Origin of the sequence: Cobetia amphilecti, assembly GCF_020217465.1 — a bacterium.
Classification (GTDB): domain Bacteria; phylum Pseudomonadota; class Gammaproteobacteria; order Pseudomonadales; family Halomonadaceae; genus Cobetia; species Cobetia amphilecti.
This window is the reverse complement of sequence record NZ_CP084115.1, coordinates 2,027,804-2,047,797: the sequence shown is the minus strand read 5'-3', so window position 1 is coordinate 2,047,797 and position 19,994 is coordinate 2,027,804. Positions and strand designations below refer to the sequence as shown.

General features: G+C 61.4%; 14 protein-coding genes and 1 pseudogene. 4 read left to right on the top strand and 11 right to left on the bottom strand.

Annotated features, from left to right (window positions below; all coding sequences use genetic code 11):
- Positions 1-136 precede the first annotated feature (136 nt).
- Positions 137-1,069, bottom strand: coding sequence for a LysR substrate-binding domain-containing protein (locus LCW13_RS08755; protein WP_054556694.1), 933 nt, complete (start codon positions 1,067-1,069; stop codon positions 137-139).
- A gap of 321 nt (positions 1,070-1,390) precedes the next feature.
- Between LCW13_RS08755 and LCW13_RS08750 the strand changes: the two genes are divergently transcribed.
- Complete coding sequence (locus LCW13_RS08750; protein ID WP_225348134.1) at positions 1,391-2,800, top strand: aspartate ammonia-lyase; 1,410 nt, start codon at positions 1,391-1,393, stop codon at positions 2,798-2,800.
- A 137-nt stretch (positions 2,801-2,937) separates the two neighbouring features.
- Here the strand turns inward: LCW13_RS08750 and LCW13_RS08745 are convergent, their stop codons facing one another.
- From LCW13_RS08745 to LCW13_RS08720, 6 genes and pseudogenes are all read right to left on the bottom strand, one after another.
- Positions 2,938-3,426, bottom strand: coding sequence for a hypothetical protein (locus LCW13_RS08745; protein WP_225348070.1), 489 nt, complete (start codon positions 3,424-3,426; stop codon positions 2,938-2,940).
- A gap of 158 nt (positions 3,427-3,584) precedes the next feature.
- Positions 3,585-5,474 (bottom strand): protein kinase domain-containing protein, encoded by a 1,890-nt coding sequence (locus LCW13_RS08740; RefSeq protein WP_215824401.1) that lies wholly within the window; start codon positions 5,472-5,474, stop codon positions 3,585-3,587.
- Positions 5,475-5,516: 42 nt separating this feature from the next.
- Entirely contained in the window at positions 5,517-6,869 is a 1,353-nt protein-coding gene (locus LCW13_RS08735; RefSeq protein WP_225348133.1) for a 2-oxo acid dehydrogenase subunit E2, read from the bottom strand.
- A 306-nt stretch (positions 6,870-7,175) separates the two neighbouring features.
- Positions 7,176-7,334, bottom strand: a pseudogene (locus LCW13_RS17525) (biotin/lipoyl-containing protein); the annotation flags it as partial.
- Positions 7,335-7,355: 21 nt separating this feature from the next.
- A complete protein-coding gene (locus LCW13_RS08725; protein WP_043333588.1) occupies positions 7,356-8,324 on the bottom strand; it encodes an alpha-ketoacid dehydrogenase subunit beta in 969 nt (322 codons plus the stop codon).
- Between the two features lie 134 nt (positions 8,325-8,458).
- The gene (locus LCW13_RS08720; protein WP_404813684.1) at positions 8,459-9,811 is read right to left on the bottom strand and encodes a thiamine pyrophosphate-dependent dehydrogenase E1 component subunit alpha; all 1,353 of its coding nucleotides are present in this window, start codon (positions 9,809-9,811) and stop codon (positions 8,459-8,461) included.
- Positions 9,812-9,979: 168 nt separating this feature from the next.
- On the opposite strand from LCW13_RS08720, the gene LCW13_RS08715 reads away from it, so the two are divergent.
- Both LCW13_RS08715 and LCW13_RS08710 read left to right on the top strand, forming a co-directional pair.
- Complete coding sequence (locus LCW13_RS08715; RefSeq protein ID WP_206752249.1) at positions 9,980-10,195, top strand: hypothetical protein; 216 nt, start codon at positions 9,980-9,982, stop codon at positions 10,193-10,195.
- Between the two features lie 189 nt (positions 10,196-10,384).
- Positions 10,385-11,641 (top strand): dicarboxylate/amino acid:cation symporter, encoded by a 1,257-nt coding sequence (locus LCW13_RS08710; RefSeq protein ID WP_054556697.1) that lies wholly within the window; start codon positions 10,385-10,387, stop codon positions 11,639-11,641.
- Positions 11,642-11,782: 141 nt separating this feature from the next.
- Here the strand turns inward: LCW13_RS08710 and LCW13_RS08705 are convergent, their stop codons facing one another.
- From LCW13_RS08705 to LCW13_RS08695, 3 genes are all read right to left on the bottom strand, one after another.
- Positions 11,783-13,447 carry an AMP-binding protein gene (locus LCW13_RS08705; protein WP_153636859.1) on the bottom strand — a complete coding sequence of 555 codons (1,665 nt, stop codon included), beginning with the start codon at positions 13,445-13,447 and terminating at the stop codon, positions 11,783-11,785.
- Positions 13,448-14,071: 624 nt separating this feature from the next.
- Complete coding sequence (locus tag LCW13_RS08700; protein ID WP_215824398.1) at positions 14,072-15,805, bottom strand: BCCT family transporter; 1,734 nt, start codon at positions 15,803-15,805, stop codon at positions 14,072-14,074.
- 480 nt (positions 15,806-16,285) lie between these two features.
- Positions 16,286-18,313 (bottom strand): BCCT family transporter, encoded by a 2,028-nt coding sequence (locus LCW13_RS08695; protein ID WP_225348069.1) that lies wholly within the window; start codon positions 18,311-18,313, stop codon positions 16,286-16,288.
- Between the two features lie 267 nt (positions 18,314-18,580).
- On the opposite strand from LCW13_RS08695, the gene LCW13_RS08690 reads away from it, so the two are divergent.
- Positions 18,581-19,138, top strand: a complete 558-nt coding sequence (locus LCW13_RS08690; protein ID WP_225348068.1) for a hypothetical protein — start codon at positions 18,581-18,583, stop codon at positions 19,136-19,138.
- Between the two features lie 149 nt (positions 19,139-19,287).
- On the opposite strand, the gene smrA is transcribed toward LCW13_RS08690, so the two are convergent.
- The gene (gene smrA, locus LCW13_RS08685) at positions 19,288-19,929 is read right to left on the bottom strand and encodes a DNA endonuclease SmrA (RefSeq protein WP_225348067.1); all 642 of its coding nucleotides are present in this window, start codon (positions 19,927-19,929) and stop codon (positions 19,288-19,290) included.
- Positions 19,930-19,994: the final 65 nt, after the last annotated feature.

The window sequence follows — 19,994 nt, the reverse complement described above, 5'->3', positions numbered from 1 at the left end:
CGCACACTTCCCTGCATCAGCACAACGAAAATGGCAGCCCCGCGGGGCTGCCGTTTTCATCACAAGACACCTGGCTTTCTTTTGTCTTCGCCTTCGCCTTTGACTTTGTCTTTGTCTTCGCTTGCAACTCTCAGGCTCAGGCTTCGAGGAAATCTCGCGGCAGATTCATCAGCTGCTTCCACAGCTTGTCGATGCCGGGCTTGTGGACAAGGGAGCAACGATAGAGACGAATCTCCAGCGGGATATCCCACGCCTCGTTGCCCGCGCGCACCAGCTTGCCGCTTTCCAGCTCATCGCGAATGCAGAAATCCGGAATCCACGCCATGCCGACGCCCTGCAAGGCCATGCCCTTGAGGCCCTCGGCCATCGCCATCTCATAGACGGTGCGCAGGCGCAGGCGCAGCGGATCATTCTTGAGCAGCATCTTCACGCTACGGCCCAGAAATGCGCCCTGGGTGTAGGACAGCAGGGGAATCGCATCCTGGCTGGTCTCGCTCTGCCCGGTCAGCGGGAAGCGGGGCTCGCCATTCTCCAGCGGCACGCATACCGGCAGCATGTTGACCTTGGCGACAGAGAAGGACGGGAAGGCCTCGGCGTCCAGCTGCATGCTGGCGTAAGGGTCGTAATAGGCGAGCATCAAGTCGCAGTTGCCTTCGCGCAGCGAGTGAATGGCGTCGCCGACATTCATCGCGGATAGGCGTGTCGGCAACTCCCCCAGGCCCTGCTGGAGACGCGAGATCCACTTGGGGAAGAAGGCCAGCGCCAGCGAATGCGCGGCCGCGATATCCAGGGTCTCGTTGGCCATGCCCAGCCCGCGCAGGTGGGCGAGACACTCTGACAGCTGCTCTGTCAGGTTGCGCGCGGTGACCAGGAACAGCTGGCCCTCCGGCGTCAGACTGACCGGGGTCGTCGAGCGGTCGACCAGCGTAGTGCCCACGGCCTGTTCAAGCGCACGGATGCGGCGACTGAACGCAGGCTGGGTAACGTGTCGCAGGCGAGCCGAGGTGGAGAAGCTGCGGGTATTGGACAGCGCAACGAAATCTTCCAACCACTTAGTTTCCAGGTTCACCCGAACTCCCAAAAATGTCGAACATGCCCAAGCGAGGCTTGCCTGGCCGGTCATGCAGGGTCTTGTCATGGAGAATGGTGCGTCGCGGCGCACCACCACCTTCGTCTTATGCGTTTGACGTATACGGCAGCGTTGAATGGCATTGGCCGCCGAGGGGCTGCGCTGGTTACCCTTGTCCACCTAGCCGCCATTCAAGCGCCACAGTGTACTTCAGCCAGGAGTTCCGCCCAAGTGAACCATCTCTCGGAAACCCCCATCGCCGCCAATGCCACCCCGGCAACTGCCACGCCGGCCGACTTGAGCCATGCCGAGCGTGAGGCACTGGCCAACGGCTTCCGACTTGAAAAGGATCTCCTCGGGCGCGAGCCGGTGCCGGCTGATGCCTACTACGGTGTGCAGACCCAGCGCGCGCTGAACAACTTCCACCTCTCCGGCGTGCCGTTGTCGCACTTCCCGCGTCTCGTCGAAGGGCTCGCGCTGGTCAAGGCCGCCGCCGCCGAAGCCAACCATGCGCTGGGCTATCTCGAGACACGCGAACACGATGCCATCCAGCACGCCTGTGCGCGTCTGATGAATGGCGATCATCATGATCAGTTCGTGGTCGACATGATCCAGGGCGGCGCCGGCACCTCGACCAACATGAATGCCAACGAAGTGATCGCCAATCTTGGTCTCGAGTTCCTGGGCTACGAGAAAGGCGATTACCAGCAGCTGCACCCCAACAATCACGTCAACATGGCGCAGTCCACCAACGACGCCTACCCGACCGCCATCCGTGTCGGCCTGCTGCGCAGCCACTCGATGCTGGTGGATGCGCTGAGCGAACTGGCCAATGCCTTCGCCACCAAGGCGCTGGAATTCGATGACGTGGTCAAGATGGGTCGCACCCAGCTGCAGGACGCGGTGCCGATGACGCTGGGCCAGGAATTCCGCGCCTTCGCCAACACTCTGCGGGAAGACGTCGATCGCATCGCCAACCTCAATGAGTTGCTCAAGGAGGTCAATCTGGGCGGGACCGCGATCGGCACCGGCATCAATGCCGACCCGCGCTACAGCGCTCTGGCGATCGAGGCTCTGGCACGTCGTTCCGGCATCGACTTCCGCCCGGCATCGGACCTGGTCGAGGCCACCAGCGACATGGGTGCCTTCGTGCTCTTCCACGGCATGCTCAAGCGCCTGGCGGTCAAGCTATCCAAGATCTGCAACGACCTGCGCCTGCTGTCCTCAGGCCCGCGCACCGGCTTCAACGAGATCAACCTGCCGCCTCAGCAGCCGGGCAGCTCGATCATGCCGGGCAAGGTCAACCCGGTGATTCCGGAAGCCGTCAATCAGGTCGCCTTCGATGTCATCGGCAACGACACCGCGCTGACCATGGCGGCGGAAGCCGGCCAGCTGCAGCTCAACGTGATGGAGCCGCTGATCGCCTACAAGCTGCTCGACTCCATCCGCCAGCTGAGCCGTGCCATGACCATGCTCAAGAATCGCTGCGTGATCGGCATCACCGCCAACCGTGATCGCTGCGCCGAGCTGGTCAACAATTCCATCGGCCTGATCACCGCGCTCAACCCGTATATCGGCTATGACAACGCCACCCGCATCGCCAAGGAAGCCCTGGTCAGCGGTCGCAGCGTGCTGGAACTGGTACGCGAGGAAGGCCTGCTGGATGAAGCACGCCTGGAGGCACTGCTGTCCCCGCAGGCCATGACGCGCCCGCGTCAGATGAAGGACTGACCCTTCAGCGAGAGTCTGCTCGCTTGCCGCATCAACCTGTTGTCACATGCGACAGCGCCGCACCAGAAAGCCTCTGGTGCGGCGCTGTCGTATCAAAGCAATAAATCAGACGACTTTACCGACTTCGGGCATCACGCTTACTGCTGTGCGCTGGTCTGCGAGATTACATCATCACGATGCGCGGCAAAGTATTTGCGTGCACGCTCGGCTTCTTCCTCGGTGGGTGTATAGGGTGTCCATTCTCCGCCCTTCTCATCACGATAACGCACGACACCCTCGTCATGGTCGATTTCGTAATAAGGGTGGACTTCACGCAGATTGAAGAATGCGGCGGGGGCAAAGAACAGGATATCAAGCGCCAGATAACCACCATTGAACTTCAGCGGCAGAATGCCATACATGGGCATCTTGTTGTCATCCACTACTTCAAACTCGTAATTGCCGAAGCTGGTGGTGGGTAGCGTTTCTTGAACGGTAGACTGATCTCTGGTGACATCTTTCAAGTTGATACGCGCGGTCTCTGACGGGCTGCTGATCGTCGTATGCGCGCTACATCCTGCCAGCAGCGCCAGAATAGCCAGACCACCTGAGGCTTGACGCAATTTCCGGGCGATAGGTCGAGACATGAGTACGTTCCCTGTAGGTTATCGATTTTAATCGATCTGATTATTGAGTTCAGCAAGATCAGCAATGATCACGCGATGTGACACTAACACGAATCACGATAATCACGGTTATATAAATCGACATCACCATGCGACTGCCTTCCAAGGCAAACTCCTTTTCACACCGCACGCGGGTCCCGAGGATAGAAGCGTTCGGGTTGCGCCTCGATATGATCGAAATGCTTGGTGTTCTTGTAGGGCATCTTCATGAAGCCGGAAATTCCCAACCCGGAGATCAGCGGCACGGCATCGAGAATCTCCGCCAGCAGACGCGCGAATTCCTGCTCTCGCGAGGGGTCCAGCAGTCGGTAATAACTGTGAATCTTGAGGTGGTGTGGCAGGGCTTCGAAGATCAGCATGCCGGTGTGGTGGATGGCATTGAGTGACTCCAGTGCCTTCAATATCTCCTCGGGCAGCACCAGCAGTTCTTCAGGGTCCGGGCCGTCCTCGAAGTAGGAGTGCACGCGCGAGTCATCCTCGAGCTCCGGCACCGCACTGACCTCATAGCTCAAGCGAGGTCTGGCCTCCCCGTCTGCCGTCGGCGCGAAGACGAAGGCGGCCTCCGGGTCTTCCCGCTCCAGATGCAGGGTATCGCGGGCATTGAACAGACACGCCTTGAACACGCCCTGGCGATAGATGGCACGCGCCAGAGCGACCATGTTGTTGATCGCGACGACGAAGGCGGCCTTCAAGGCAGGGTCATGCAGGTGCAGCGCAGTATCCACGAAGATGCCTTGCGGCTCCCAGCGAATCGCCAGACCGCCGACGATAGGGTATTTGCCCAGACGACTGACCGCGGCCAGGAAGGCTTTTTCGGTGCCGCCCATGCCTTGCATGAAGTTCTTGTAGTAACGATCCAGCTGGACATCATTGACGGCGTCCAGCGCGTTGCCAGCATGTTCGCCGGTCTCGTCTGCCTCGAAGGCCTCACGCAGGAAGGATTTGCGCGAGGTATAGACGACCGTGTCGATCTCGCGCGTTGCCGGCCTCACCCATACCGGCAGCAGAGACTGTGGCGGCTCGAGAGGCAATTCCGGCATCACCAGCCGCGAGATCCTGCCCATCTCGCGCAGGAAGTAGTCGCCGGCCTGCATGCGCAGCTGCGGGTCATCCGCCAGCATGCCATCGAGCAGACGCGCGAATTCCCGGGGTAACCCCAGCGACACCGCCGGAATGGCGCGCACGCCGAAGCGACACGACTGGCCAGACGCCAGCGCATAGAGTGTGGCGGCCACGCCCTGCTCATCGAAGCGCGGCGAGGACAGCGCACCATTGAGCTGCTCCTCGCCGATGAAATAGACATCGCCCAGACGCGCATTGGTCTGTTGCAGGTTATCCGACATCAGCTGCATCACGTTGGTGGTGATGAACTGCTGATGCTCATCGAGCTGAGCGAATACCGAACTGCCCCAGTCGATCAATGCCACCTGTTCCCGCTCGACATCGAAGACCAGATTCGACGGCTTGATGTCACCATGCACGACTGGTGGCGTGCCTGCCCCTGTCGATGACCCGCGCAGCGACTTGAGAATGTCGGCCAGCTGACTGGCGATCTTGACCACCAGACGCGGCGACATGCGCCCGTGACGCAGCGAATATTCCTCGAGATTGATGCCCGGCGCGCGCTGCATGACCAGAATCGACTGCCGCCGTACCCGCTGATAGCTGACCAGACGCGGAATCAGCGGGTGAGCGACCTGGTCGAGCATGTAGGCCTCTTCCTCCAGGCGGTCCTGCAGGGCCTGGGGAAGAGTCACCCGCGTGAACTTGAAGACATGTTCTTCACGCGTGCGCCGGTCTTCGCCCAGGCGCCAGCCGGCGAACACGAAACCGTAGGCGCCCTTGCCGACCAGATGGATATCCCGGTAGCCAAGCCCCTCGAGCTGGGCGATGCACAGCGCCACCCAGTCCTTGAGCTTCTTGGCATCATGATGCGAGAGCAGATAGATCGACTGCTCTTCCGGGATATAGAACTGTTGCAGACGCTCGTGGGCGCGCGCATCACTCATGCGAGATGCTCTCTAGCTGGGGCCTCTGGAGCAAGCAGCGCCTCATGACAGCGACAGCAGCATTTCGTCAAGGTGCTCGAGATAGTGCTTCCACAGATTGCTGAAGCGCGCGATGGTCCCGCCATCGATGATGCGATGATCCCCCGCCCAGGTGATGGTCATGATGTCACGCGCACAGACATTGCCCTCGCCATCGAAGCGCGGTAGACGCTGAGTGCGCCCCAGCGCGACGATGGCGACCTCCGGCTGGTTGATGATCGGCGCGGCGTAGGTGCCGCCCAGAGCCCCGATATTGGAGATCGTCAAGGTGCCGCCCTTGAGGTCCGCCTGGGCAACGCGCCCGCTGCGCGCAGCCTCGGTCAGCCGCCCGACCTCACGCGCGATCTCGAGAATGCTCAGACGCTCGACGCCCTTCACATTCGGCACCATCAGCCCGCTGGCACTGTCCACCGCCATGCCGATGTTGCAGGCGCCCTGATAGAGAATCTCGCTCTCATCCTCACTGAGACGCGCATTGAGAATCGGCTCCTCGATGACCGCCAGCGCCATGGCCTTCATGATGAACGGCATCAGGGTCAGGCGAATGCCCTGCTGCTCGGCGCGTACCTTGAGGCGGGCCCGCAACGCCAGCAGGTCGGTGATATCGAGCTCATCGCCGTAATGGAAATGCGGGATCTGCGTGCTGGCCTGCACCATGCGCCGAGCCATTACCGCCGCGACACCCTTGAGCGGTACCGCTTTCGACTCAAGGCGTGACGATCGCACCTCGTGACTGGACACGTCACTGGCCACAGCACACGCTTCGGCAGCTGCCTTGTCGGTCTCGGCGGCAGCGCCGACCTTGTGAGAGTCATCAGGCGTCGCGTCAATCTCGCGAGCCTCGGATTGCTTGAGATATGCCAACACATCTTCCTTCAGCACCCGGCCGTTACGCCCCGAGCCAGCAATGGCCTGGATATCGAGCTGATGTTCGCGCAATAGGCGGCGCACGGCAGGGGTCGCGGGTATGCGAGGCCGGCTCTCCTCGTGACGCCCGTCTTGCCCACTCTTTTTGTCGCTCTTGTAGTCGCCCTCCTGGCGGTGCTTCGCCAGACGCTCTGGCTGAGCCTGCTTGCGCTCAGGCGCGGTGACGTCGCCCTCAGCGCTCTCAGCGCTTTCAGCCTCTGCCTCCTCATCAGGCACATAGGCATACAGCGGCGTATGCACTCGGGCATTCTCGCCCTGGGCGTAATGAAAGCGCACGATACGCCCGGGCTCCGAGGCGGTGATCTCGACCAGCGCCTTGTCGGTCATAACATCCACGATCGTCTGGTCTTCTTCCACCGTGTCGCCTTCCGCGACGTGCCAGGTGACCACTTCACATTCGACGATGCCTTCGCCGATATCCGGCAGGATGAAATCACGCGAGCGCCGCTCAAGGACCGCGGCTGTTGGTGTGGTAGCTGCACCATTGGTAGCTGCCGCCGCGGGTGCTGACGTTGTGACATCCGACTGACTGCTGGTCGCCTGGCTGGCAGCTGACTGAGTCTGTGCCGTCGAGCGAGCAGGCGCGGCAACCGTCATGACATCGCCGGCGTGGTCATCCTCACGCTCGCCGTGTCCGGTCTTGTCACCATCACTGTCACTGCCATCATCCACCGCAAACAGCGGCGCATGGACTCGGGCAATCTCGCCTTCCTGACAGTAAAGCTTGACCACGGTGCCGGCGTGGGGCGCGGGGATTTCCACCAACGCCTTGTCTGTCATGACCTCGGCCACCGGCTGATCTTCCTCGATCACGTCGCCTTCCTTGATCAACCACTTGACCAGCTCGCACTCGACGATGCCTTCGCCGATATCGGGCAGGATGAAATCATTCATGGCGCGCATCACTCCCTGTCATCAGTAATTCAAGCTTTGCTTGATGGCCTCGTAGATCTTGAGCTCGTCCGGCAGATGCTCCTTCTCGAGCACCAGCGGGAACGGCGTATCAAGGCCAGTGACGCGTCGGATCGGCGCCTCGAGATACAAAAAGCAACGCTCCTGCACGGTGGCGGCAATCTCGCTGGCAAAACCTCCCGTCAGCGGCGCTTCATGACTGACTACCAGGCGCCCCGTCTTGAGCACCGAGTCACACACCGTCTCGATGTCCCAGGGCAGAATGCTGCGCAGGTCAATGATCTCGCAGTCGATGCCATCCTGCTCGGCGAGCGCAGCGGCCTTCTCGATGACCTCCATCTGAGCGCCCCAGCCGAGCAACGTGATATCGCGGCCTTCACGAATGACGTCGGCCACGCCCAGGGGCAGTTCGTAATCGGCTTCTGGCACCTCACCCACCGAGGCGCGATAGAGCCGCTTGGGCTCCATGAACAGCACCGGATTGGGATCGCGAATCGCCGCCAGCAAGAGCCCCTTGGCCTGGTGGGGATTGCGTGGCATCACGATCTTGAGGCCCGGGGTATGCGCGAAATAGGCCTCGGGCGACTGGGAGTGATAGAGCCCGCCTGCGATGCCGCCACCATAGGGCGTGCGAATCGTCAGGCCGCCGACATCGAACAGATCACCGGAGCGATAGCGGAACTTGGCCGCCTCGTTCACGATCTGGTCAAAGGCGGGGAAGATGTAGTCGGCGAACTGGATCTCGGCCACCGGCGTCGAGCCCTGCGCCGCCAGCCCGTTGGCGAACCCGATGATGCCCTGCTCGGTGAGTGGCGTATTGAAGCAGCGCTCTCGACCGTATTTGTCCTGCAGGTGGCTGGTGGCCCGGAAAACGCCGCCGAATACCCCGACGTCCTCCCCGAACAGCACCACACGGGGATTGGCGGCCATGGCGATATCCAACGCATTGTTGATCGCCTGCAGCATGTTCATCTGTTTCTTGCCCGAGGCCGAGGCTGCTCCATCCTTGCTGCCCGTCGCCGCAGACGCTTCTTTCGCCGCTGAACTCGCCGCAGCTGAGTCTGTCACTGGCGTTTTCTCCAACGGCTGTTCACTCATCTGCTCACTCATGATGTCTGGCCTCCATCCACAGGCTGATGGCTCTCTACCGGCTGATGGCTCTGCATGCGCTGCTGACGTGCCTGATACGCCTTGCGACTGTCTTCCAGCTCCTGCGCAGTGAACCCCATGCTGGCGGCGCCCTTGGGATAGGCATGCGGATACTTGCGAATATGCTGTTTCACGTCTTCGAGCTGCTGCGTGAGCAACGGCGTCGGCGTGTCGTAGACATCGCTGATCAGCGTGTCCAGCGCCGGTGGCGCCAGTTTCTCGGCACGCTTCATGGACTCAAGCACTTCGCGACGCAGTTGATCGCCAGTGGCCTTTTCCTCCTCCTCGCTCCACCAGCCTTGCGCTTCCAGCCAGTTGCGCATGCGCAGGATGGGGTCCTTGTCACGCCAGATGGCCTCCTCCTTCTTGCTGCGATACCCGGAGGGGTCATCCGAGGAGGAGTGCGCTGCCAGACGATAGGTCATCGCCTCGATCAATACCGGCTGATTCGTCTCGACCGCGATCTTGCGCGCCGCCAGGGTGGCTTCGTAGACGGCGATCACGTCATTGCCATCCACCCGGATGCTCTGCATGTGATAGCCGAAGGCGCGTGGCGCGATGCCATCGGCAGCGAATTGCTCGCATGACGGGGTGGAAATGGCATAGCCATTGTTGCGACACAGGAAGATGCACGGCACCCGATGCACGGAGGCCATGTTGAGGGCGGCATGGAAATCGCCCTCGGAGGCGGCCCCTTCACCGAAGATGGTGATGGTGCACTGCCCCTTGCCCGCCAGCTTCTGGCCGTAGGCATAGCCGGTCGCCTGGGGAATCTGGGTCGCCAGCGGCGAGGAGATGGTCATGTAGTGCAGGTCACGCGACCCATAGTGGATCGGCATCTGACGGCCCTTGCCGTAGTCGCGCTCGTTGCCGAACATCTGGTTCATGAATTCGTCGCAGCTGAAGCCGCGCCAGGCCAGCGCCCCCTGCTCACGGTATTGCGCCATGATCATGTCATCGTCTTGAAGCGCCGCCGCACTGCCGATCACCGTGGCTTCCTCGCCGGTGCATTGCATGTAGAAGCTCAAGCGCCCCTGGCGCTGGGCGGCCAGCATGCGCTCATCCAGCACCCGGGTGAACAGCATCGTCCGGTAGATCTTGAGCGCCGTGTCGCGGTCGATAGGTGAACTGTCCTGCGACTGGCCTCCCCGGGTATCGTCACTCTGCCCCTGTGGCACATCGACGGGATAAAGGGTGCCGTCCTGACGCAGGCGCTTGAAGATCGGGATGCAGAGTTCATCGCCGGTCATGAAGGCCAGGTGATGCAGCACCGTCGGCCCCTGCGGCGCGATCTGGTCTGCCGTCGGCATGGCGGTCAAGTCATTGAGCTCTGGCTGTGAGCCATCGGGCGGCGCGGTCCCCGGGGATACGGGTCCGCGTGTTGTTGTATCGGACATGCTCAGCGTCCTCTCTTACCGATCAGGCGTTTGAGGGATTACCCAGCCCTCGTGAGGCCGGGCAGGCAATGGCGTACCTTCATGAATGTCGAACCGCAAGCTGCCGAACCGGAAGCTGTCGATTCGACGATGACAACAGTGCCTACCATCAGACTAGTGGAAAGTCGCTCTGGCGGCCCAACAGTTAACGTTAACGTCAAGGTAACGCAAAGACAGACGATATGCCTGCCTGACAACTACTTCTTTGGTGGAACCTTTTGCGGCATGGGCTCATGCGCGTTCGGCATGGAAAGCTGAATTCGCCTGTAAGAACGCTTTTTTGCGACTAAAGGTGCAGAGGGTGAGTGAAGGCTGACTGTTAATCTTCCCGCACCAAAAAAGTGCTTAATGCAGTGCGCAATCGTGACAAGGCATCGAGACGACAGACTCGGGCGCGCCCTGAGCATCATCAGCGATGATCATCGCTAGACACCTAAGGACAGTTCCATGAGTGATTCCTCCCGCCCTAACCTGTGGCGCCGTTTGCCGTTGTGGCAGAAGATCCTGGGCGGCCTCGCCCTGGGGGTACTCGCTGGTGCCCTGATGGGAGAAAGCGCCAGCATGTTCAAGCCGCTGGGCGATATCTTCATCAATGCGATCAAGATGCTGATCGTGCCGCTGGTCTTCAGCACCCTGGTGGTCGGTATCACCTCGATGCGTGACCCGCAGAAGATGGGCCGCATAGGCGGCAAGACCATCGCCCTCTACCTGCTGACGACCGCCTTCGCGATCGCCATCGGCATGCTGGCCTCCAGCATCTTCCAGCCAGGTGCCGGCTTCGAGTTCAACTTCGACAAGGCGATGGAAACCAAGGATGCGCCCTCACTGGTGCAGATTCTGGTCGACCTGGTGCCGAGCAACCCGATCGATGCGCTGGCCAACGGCAACATCATGCAGATCATCGTCTTCGCCATCGGGATCGGCATCTCGCTGATCATGATCGGCGACAAGGGCGAGCCGGTCGTGCGCGTCTTCGATAGCTTCGCCGAAGTGATGTACAAGCTGACCGAGTTCGTGATGGCCTTCGCGCCGTTCGGTGTCTTCGGTCTGATGGCGCATGTCTCCGGCAACTACGGCCTGGATGTGCTGCTGCCGCTGGCCAAGGTGATCGGCGTGGCCTATCTGGCGAGCATCGTGCACGTGCTGGTGGTCTACTCCGGCCTGCTGGCGACGCTGGGCAAGCTGAACCCGGTGCGCTATCTGCGCGGTATCGTCGATGCACTGGTCGTGGCCTTCTCCTCGGCTTCAAGCTCCGGCACCCTGCCGATCTCCATTCGCTGCGCCCAGAAGAACCTCGGCGTCTCGGAAGGTGTCTCCGGCTTCGTGCTGCCGGTCGGCGCGACCATCAACATGGATGGCACCGCCATCTATCAGGGCGTGGTGGCACTGTTCATCGCCCAGATGACCGGCATCGAGCTGTCGATGATGGACTACGGCATGATCGTGCTGACCGGTACCCTGGCCTCCATCGGCACCGCCGGTGTGCCGGGCGCCGGCCTGATCATGCTCTCCATCGTGCTGAGCCAGGTAGGCCTGCCGCTGGAAGCCATCGCGGTGATCGCCGGTATCGACCGTATCCTCGACATGGCGCGTACCACCGTGAATGTCGCGGGCGACCTGATGGTCACCACCCTGGTCGGCAAGTCCGAGAACGAGCTGGACCTCGAGGTCTACAACGCGACCCAGCCCAAGAAAGACGCCTGACGCCAGGCGCAGGCATTCTCGCCAGCGCCTTGCCTTGAAACACGAACGCCCCGCTCATTGAGCGGGGCGTTCGTGTTTCAAGGGCTGTGTTTAGGCTCCGTATTTCAGGCTGTCACCAACGGGGAGAGCACAAAGGCAAGGTCAGGCAGATTCCGGCGGCGAGTCGCGCAGCTCACGTCTGAGCACCTTGCCGACGTTGGTCTTGGGCAGCTCGTCGATGAAGACCACCTGACGCGGCACCTTGTAGCTGGCCAGTTCCTTGCGCGACCAGTCTCGCAGCGCATCCGCCTCGAGCTCTGCGCCATCCTTGAGCACGACATACAGCTTGATCGCCTCACCACTGCGCTCATCCACCACCGAGACGGCGGCCGCCTCGAGCACGTCCGGGTGACGCACGATGACGTCCTCGACCTCATTGGGATACACGTTGAAGCCGGAAACGATGATCATGTCCTTCTTGCGATCGACGATGCGCATATAGCCATCGTCCTGGAAGACCGCGATATCACCGGTGCGCAGGAAGCCATCGGCAGTGAAGCTGTCCTTGGTCGCCTGCTCACGCTGCCAGTAGCCCTTCATCACCTGCGGCCCCTTCACGCACAGCTCGCCCGGCTCCCCCATCGCGACCAGCGCGCCTTCATCGTCATATAGGCGCACCTCGGTGGAGGGCATCGGCCGACCGATGGTGCCGAGCTGAATGGCATCCAGCGGGTTGAACGACACGATCGGCGAGGTCTCGGTCATGCCGTAGCCCTCGGAGATATCGCTGCCGGTGACCCGCTTCCACTCTTCTGCCGCCTTGCGCGTCAGCGCCACGCCCCCTGAGGTGGTGATCTTGAGCTTCGAGAAGTCCAGTGCCTGGAAGCCGGGGTTGTTGCACAGCGCCACGAACAGCGTATTGAGACCGACGAACATCGTGAAGTCGTGCTTTTGCAGCGTCTTGACGAAGCCCGGGATATCGCGCGGATTGGGAATCAGCAGGGTGTGATTGCCTTCACTGAGCATGCAGGCCAGATGAATGGTGAAGGCGTAGATGTGATAGAGCGGCAGCGGCGCCACCAGCGTCTCATGGCCGGGATTCAAGCCCTGCGTGAGGGCCATCTTGCCTTGCAGCATGTTGGCGAGCAGGTTGCGGTGAGTCAGCATCGCGCCCTTGGCGACCCCGGTGGTGCCGCCGGTGTACTGCAGCACAGCGACATCATCGAGTGCCAGTGTCGGCCGTTCCCAGCGCTCGGACTTGCCCTGCGAGATGGCCGTGCGCAGCGAAATGGCGTCGGGCAGATGATAGCTCGGCACCAGTTTCTTGACGTGCTTGACCACGGTGTTGATCAACAGCCGCTTGAAGGCCGGGTGCATGTCGCCCAGCTCACAGACCAGCACGTACTCGAGACCAGTGCGCTCCCGCACGCGTTCGACCTTGTCCGCCATGTTGGCCAGCACCACCAACGCCCGCGCGCCGGAGTCATTGAACTGATGCTCCATCTCACGTTCGGTATACAACGGATTGGTATTCACCAGCACCAGGCCTGCACGCAGCACGGCGAAGGCCACCACCGGAAACATCAGCGTATTGGGCAGCTGGATGGCGACCCGATCGCCCAGCTTGAGGTCAGTTTCATGCTGGAACCAATCCGCCAGCTGACGACTGGTGGCATCCAGCTCCGCAAACGTCATGGTGCGGTCCATGCAGGTAAAGGCAGGACGCTCGCCATGCGCCGAGCAGGCCTTCTCCAGCATGTCCATCAGGGAGTCGTAGCCGCTGAAATCCACCTCCTGAGAAGACCGCAGGCACGACATGCCACTCATGTCGCCTGCCGTTGGCTGTGCTCGCGAAGCGTCGGGCGAGGCATCTGCCACGTGGGAAGGTTCTGTAGTGGAATCGGCAGTGGTATCGGTAGTGGACTTGCCTGACTCATCGGGTCGAGCCGCTAGGGGATCATGCATGGCGTTGCTCCTTGATCAGTACGTGGGGCGCTCGGCATCATTGCCCCCGCTACCTTGTTGTTGTAGACGTCGTTGTAAGACCTCGTTGCAAGACGTCGTCGTGAGACCAGGTCGTAAGACATCGTGGTGAGATGCGTGGTGAGGCGCTGTCGGGACTCCGTCGGGTGGGTATCAGCCTGTGGGCCCTTCACTGTCGACAGCATAGCCGCAAACCGATGCTGCGCGCCGTTGGCGAAATCGATGGACCTGTCAGCATTGGAACATACGTACGTTTGATATTGCCTTGCGACCTTGGTGACATGCGCAGGCCTGCTCTGGAGCAGGGAAACAGCCCTGAGCCCAAGAAGGGAAACAGCCCTGAGCCCAAGGAGGTAAACAGCCCTGACCCGAAAGCGAGAAACAACGAGGCCCCTGCCGGGGGGCAGAGGCCTCATGTCTTGCACACCGAACGCATGCGTCAGGCGCATACGTCTGGCAAACGGCAACTCAGGAGAGGTCGCGGACCTCGTTCTCGATCATCTTGCGGATATGCTCCTCGTTCTCGATCATCGATTCGCCATCCTCGCGCAGCGATTTCAACAGTCCGATCATCATGGCGATCAGCACGAAGGTGAACGGCAAGGCGCCGGCGATCGAGGCCGCCTGCAGGGACTTGAGCGCCTGATCGCCCCCCAGCAACAGCAGGATCAAGGTCACGGCGCCCAGCATCATGCCCCAGATGATGCGTTGCTGAACCGGGGGGCGACGACCGAAGGCCAGCAGGCGTCCCAGCACCAGGGTGCCGGAATCCGCAGACGTGACGAAGAAGATGATCACCACGACCAGCGCGGCCACCTTGGCCACGGTCGCGGCGATGCCGGGAGTGAGCACCTCGAACGAGTGGTAGAGGGTGCCGGCGTAGTCCCAGTTGGTGACCGCAGCCGTGTAGATGCCCATGTCGGCCCCGTACAGGGACTGATAGATCCCCGCCGAGCCGATGACGCCGAACCAGACCAGCGCCACGATGGAAGGGATGACCATCACCCCGAGAATGAATTCACGGATGGTCCGGCCGCGCGAGATGCGGGCAATGAACATGCCGACGAAACCGGCCCAGGCGATCCACCAGCCCCAGTAGAAGATGGTCCAACCGCCCTGCCACACTTGCTCGTCCGGCGTGCGCGCCGTCCACAGTGTCATCGAGACGCCATCGGTGAGGTAATCCCCGAGCGCGGTGATGGAGCTCGCAATCAGATAGTTGGCGTCGCTCACCAGCAGGAAGTAGGCCAGGATGCCGAGGCAGACCCAGGTATTAAAGGTGGAAAGCAGCTTGATGCCGCGTGCAACGCCGCTGGTCGCTGACAGGGTAGCGATGACGCTGATCAACACGATGGAGACCACGGTCACCATGCGCGACTTCTCTTCGATGAGGCCCAGTGACATCAGGCCGGAGCCGATCTGCTCGACGCCCAGACCGAGCGTGGTGGCGATGCCGAAAATGGTACCGAACACGGTCAGGATATCGACGGTGTGCCCGATGGGCCCGTAGATCCGGTTGCCGATCAGCGGATAGAGGGCCGAGCGCATCGAGAGCGGCAGGCCCTTGCGGAAGGCGAAATAAGCCAGTGACAGCCCGACGATGGCATACATGGCCCAGGCGATCGTGCCCCAGTGGAAGACGGTGAGCTTGATGCCCCCGGCGGCCGCTTCCGCGACGCGGCTGTCAGGCACCGGGAAGCCTTCGTCCCCCGGCATGAGACCACTCGCCAGGGCGGCCTGCTTGGCCTCGAAGAAGGCGGCAACGGCCGCCTTGACGTCAGCACTCAGAAACGGATTGCCGCCGCTCCAGTCACTCGCGAAATGGATCATGGGCTCGGACATCGAGAAGAACAGCATGCCCGCGCCGGTCCCGCAGCCGAACAGCATCGAGAACCAGGCAAAATTGCTGAACTCGGGACGCTCATCGTCACGCCCCAGCCGAATCTTCCCGACACGCGAACACATCACGTAAAGACAGACCACGAAGGTCGAGAACATCACCAGCACGTAGTACCAGCCCAGGGTGCTCTCTATCCAGGCCTTGATGCCCAGAAACTGATCGCTGGCCGTCTTGCCCAACAGAATCGCATAGAGAATGAAGAACACGGTCATGGTGATCGCGGTGATACCGAGCGTCGAGTTGAGTCCCTTCAGGACACCTCGCTGCTCGATGAGTGCATCCAGTTCCTTTCCTTTCAACATGTTTCTACCTCGTGACGGGTTTTTATTATCATTTTTCATGATGCCGCTATCGTCGTTCGTGACAGCGGTATCGTTGTTCATGACTGCGGATGCCGGGGCTCAAGGAACCTCAGTCGTCATGGGGACATTGCGGACAGATCGCGTTCACCTTCGGCCAGACATGGGCGGGAACCTTGGCAGACGACAACGCCACGGCATGTCATCTGACCCCAGCCGATATGCGACTTTGTGGGGAGAGTCCATGCTATAGGCCCCCCGCTTGCGAGACCAATAAGATCTCGACGCCGTCTGGATAAGCAGCGCTAATGCCTGAGCCGAGAAAAAGAGGCCTCACATTCTGGCGTCTTTCGACAGAGGTCCTATCCAGGCCGCATCCTTCAGGGAACCTCATCCAGACAGACAAAAGCCCCCGGCGGATCTCTCCACAAGGGGCTCTTGCGTCATGGCGACGCGTGAAGCGTCACTGACTGCCCGCTCGGATCATTGACCGACGGACTGGCTCAGACGCAGCTGGTGCAGGTAGTGCATATGACGCTCGTACTGCTCGAGCAGATCATTGATGACCTGGTCCTTGCTGTAGCCCATCAGGTCATAGGACTGACCGCCTTCCTTGAGGAAGACCTCGGCACGACAGTAGTCCTCTTCATCCCCCTCGTCTTCCTGATCCAGATTGAGGTCCGGACGCAGGTGAGAGCGAATGCGCACGCCGTAGATGAAGTCATCTTCCTCACCATGGCGTGCATTGAAGTAGACGCGATCACGGCTGATGGTGACGTCGACTTCCAGTCCCTGGCTACGCAGCTCTTCGGCCAGCTCCTGCATGCCTTCCGCGACAGTGCCGCGCAGGAAGCCACGTACCATGGCGCGCGTCGGGAAGCTCATCAGGTGCTGGGCACGCTTGCGCCAGTTGCCCTTCTCGCCCATCGGCGTCGCGGCTGCGGTGTTCACCGACAGCGAGCGGCGCTTGACGGACTCGAGATTGAGCTGACGCAGCAAGCCGAAGATCGCGGCCAGCAGAATCATGCCGAACGGCAAGGCGGTGGCGATGGTGGCGGTCTGCAGCGCCCCCAGCCCACCGGCCAGCATCAGCACGATGGCCAAAAGACCCACCGTGAAGGCCCAGTAGATACGCTGCCAGATCGGGGTGTCTTCACGACCACCGGAGGCCAGCATGTCGACCACCATCGAGCCGGAATCCGCCGAGGTGACGAAGAACACGATGACCATCACCAGCGCGATCACCGAGGTGATGGACGACAGCGGCAGCTGCTCGAGGAAGGTGAACAGGGCCAGCGAATAGTTGTCGTTGACGGTATCGACCAGCGCCGTGACGTTCTGCTCCAGAATCATCGAGATGGCGGTGTTGCCGAAGATGGTCATCCACAGCAGGGTGAAACCGGCCGGCACGAACAGCACGCCGATCACGAATTCCCGGATGGTACGGCCACGCGAGACACGCGCGATGAACATGCCGACGAACGGAGACCAGGACATCCACCAACCCCAGTAGAGCAGCGTCCAGCCACCGATCCAGTCATTGGGTTCGTAGGCGTAGAGTTCGAAGGTCTTGCCGACGATATCGGCCATGTAGAAGCCGGAATTCTGGACGAAGGCCTTGAGCAGGAAGGCGGTCGGGCCGAGCAGCAGCACGAACAGCAACAGCACCACGGCGAGGCCGAGGTTGATCTCGGACAGGATACGGATGCCCTTGTCCAGGCCGGTCACGACCGAGATGGTGGCAAGGCCGGTGATCACGACGATGATCGCGACCTGGGTCCAGTCGTTGTTCGGCATGCCGGTCAGGTGCGAGAGCCCGGCATTGACCTGTGCCACACCGTAGCCCAGCGTGGTGGCGACACCACAGACAGTGCCGACGATGGCGAAGATGTCCACCGCATGGCCGATCGGACCGTAGATGCGCTTGCCGATCAGAGGATACAAGGCACTGCGCAGCGTCAGCGGCAGGTCATGGCGATAGCTGAAGTAGGCCAGAATCAGCGCGACGATGGCGTAGATCGACCAGGCATGCAGCCCCCAGTGGAAGAAGGTCAGCTTCATCGCTTCACGTGCGGTCTCGACCTGCTCCGGGGTGCCTGTCGGCGGGTTGAGGAAGTGCATCACCGGCTCGGCCACGCCGAAGAACATCAGACCGATGCCCATGCCCGCCGAGAACAGCATCGCGAACCAGGTGACGTTGCTGTAGTCCGGCAGTGAGTGGTCCGGCCCCAGGCGAATCTCGCCATGGCGTGAGAAGCCGACATACACCACCGAGATCAGCACGATGGCCACGCACAGGATGTAGAACCAGCTCACGGTGTTGGTGATCCAATGCTGGACCGACTCGAACACGGACATGGCCGTATCCGAGAACACCGCGGTGAAGATCACCAATAACAGGATGATGGCATTCGCGCCGAAGAAGACCGGCGGGTTGACCTTGGCAAACAAGCCGGTGCGCGGCTCGGCACTGGCATCTTCGCCACCGCCCGCTGCAGGGGTATTGCGCATGGAGATTTCCTTGTGAGTGTCCGGGAGAGACGCCGTGAGCTGTCTCGGCGCCCTGCTGGCAAACAACACTATAATGAAAAAACATGATCAGATTGCGCGCGGATAATATCACCTGATGCCTACATGACCAATGTCTTGTCCAACTACCGTCCAACTTCTCGGCGTACACATGGCGCAGGATGCCATTTGTTTTCTTGATGCTTGCACGCTGGCACCCAACGTCATCGGCACACTCAAATGCCATGCTGGTCACACAGGAGTTAACGCATGAGTCGCAATCGTCATTCCGGCAAGGCCCCCCTGCGCGCGCTCGCGCTGTCTCTCGCCCTGTTGAGTGCCCTGCCGACCACGTCCGCCATGGCGGGCCCGGGGCATGGGCGCTTCGATGGGCTGGGCTACATAGGCCCCGACATCGTGATCGGGCATGGTGAGCCCGGTCGGCTGATTCGCTGGGCACCGGGTGGCCCTGGGCACGGTCATGGCCTGCCCGCCGGGGCGCGCGGTGTCTGGGTGGGCGCTACGCTGTATTTCCTGGCGGCAGGCACCTATTACCTGTGGGAAGAGAGTCAGCAGCAGTATCTGCCCGTCCAGGCCCCCGCTCAGGCGACACTCACGGCCGCGGCAGTCGATGTCATCGCCTACCCCACCAAGGGCCAGAGCGAAGACCAGCAAGCGCGTGATCGCTATGAGTGCCATCGCTGGGCCAATCAGCAGAGTGGCGCCGAAGCCAATTCCGCGGCGCCGCCCGTGACCGCCAGCAACGCAGACACCTATCGCCGCGCGCTGAGTGCCTGCTTCACCGGTCGCGGTTACAGCGTGCAATAGTCTGCTTGAGCCATGAGCATGAAAAAGCCCCGCCAGCTCGCGATGATCGCGGCCTGGCGGGGCTTTCTTGTGTCCATTGTCGGCTTTCTGCTGTCTGATTTGACTGCTTGCGGGATTTGACTGCTTGCGGGATTTGCTGCTCGTGGCGATCAGCCGCGCCGCTTCTGATGCCGTTCGCGGTTGGTGTCACGCGCCGCGCGGGATTTGCGCAACATCACCAGCGTCGCCCCCAGCCCACCGTGGCGCGGCGTGGCACTGCTCCAGGCCTGCACCTCGGGCATCTGCTCCAGCCAGTGCACCAGGTAGGCACGAATCAAGGCGGCATGCGATTCGCTGTCACGCCCCTTGCCATGAATCACCAGCAGGCAGCGCAACTCGCTGCGCCAGGCATCCTGGATGAAGCGGTGCACCTCACGGCGACACTCGATGAGCGGACGACGCATAAGATTGAGCTGCGCCTCGGGTGGGTAGCCGCCCTGGCGCAAGCGCTCCAGCACACCGGTCTGGATGCCATCACGGCGAAACTCGACCGGGTCATGCGGCGAGAGATGCTCCACGTAGCTGTCGGACAGCCCGTCCAGCTCATTGCCCAGGGTCTTCTGCGCGTCTTCACGCCGTGCCAGCTGAGCCTCGCTGGGGCCCTTGCGGGCCGTGGTGACATCGGCGCGGTCCTTGCCGCGCGTCAGGGGAGCAACGCCTTGCATCTCACGACTGAACAGATCATCCGCCTCGGCACTGCTCAACTCACGGGCATGCGCCGCCGACATCATTGCAGGGGAAAAACGTGACATGGCACCCTCCAGTCTTCACCAGGACGTGTCAATTACGTGGAGCGCGCAGCCAAGGTCAACAAACG

Excerpts from the sequence above, each read along its gene's own strand:
- LCW13_RS08725 (WP_043333588.1), bottom strand. The coding sequence starts at position 8,324 with ATGAACATGCTGCAGGCGATCAACAATGCGTTGGATATCGCCATGGCC.
- smrA (WP_225348067.1), bottom strand. The coding sequence starts at position 19,929 with ATGTCACGTTTTTCCCCTGCAATGATGTCGGCGGCGCATGCCCGTGAG.
- LCW13_RS08710 (WP_054556697.1), top strand. The coding sequence starts at position 10,385 with ATGAGTGATTCCTCCCGCCCTAACCTGTGGCGCCGTTTGCCGTTGTGG.
- LCW13_RS08695 (WP_225348069.1), bottom strand. The coding sequence starts at position 18,313 with ATGCGCAATACCCCTGCAGCGGGCGGTGGCGAAGATGCCAGTGCCGAG.
- LCW13_RS08720 (WP_404813684.1), bottom strand. The coding sequence starts at position 9,811 with ATGCCGACGGCAGACCAGATCGCGCCGCAGGGGCCGACGGTGCTGCAT.
- LCW13_RS08745 (WP_225348070.1), bottom strand. The coding sequence starts at position 3,426 with ATGTCTCGACCTATCGCCCGGAAATTGCGTCAAGCCTCAGGTGGTCTG.
- LCW13_RS08700 (WP_215824398.1), bottom strand. The coding sequence starts at position 15,805 with ATGTTGAAAGGAAAGGAACTGGATGCACTCATCGAGCAGCGAGGTGTC.
- LCW13_RS08705 (WP_153636859.1), bottom strand. The coding sequence starts at position 13,447 with ATGAGTGGCATGTCGTGCCTGCGGTCTTCTCAGGAGGTGGATTTCAGC.
- LCW13_RS08740 (WP_215824401.1), bottom strand. The coding sequence starts at position 5,474 with ATGAGTGATGCGCGCGCCCACGAGCGTCTGCAACAGTTCTATATCCCG.
- LCW13_RS08715 (WP_206752249.1), top strand. The coding sequence starts at position 9,980 with ATGAATGTCGAACCGCAAGCTGCCGAACCGGAAGCTGTCGATTCGACG.
- LCW13_RS08690 (WP_225348068.1), top strand. The coding sequence starts at position 18,581 with ATGAGTCGCAATCGTCATTCCGGCAAGGCCCCCCTGCGCGCGCTCGCG.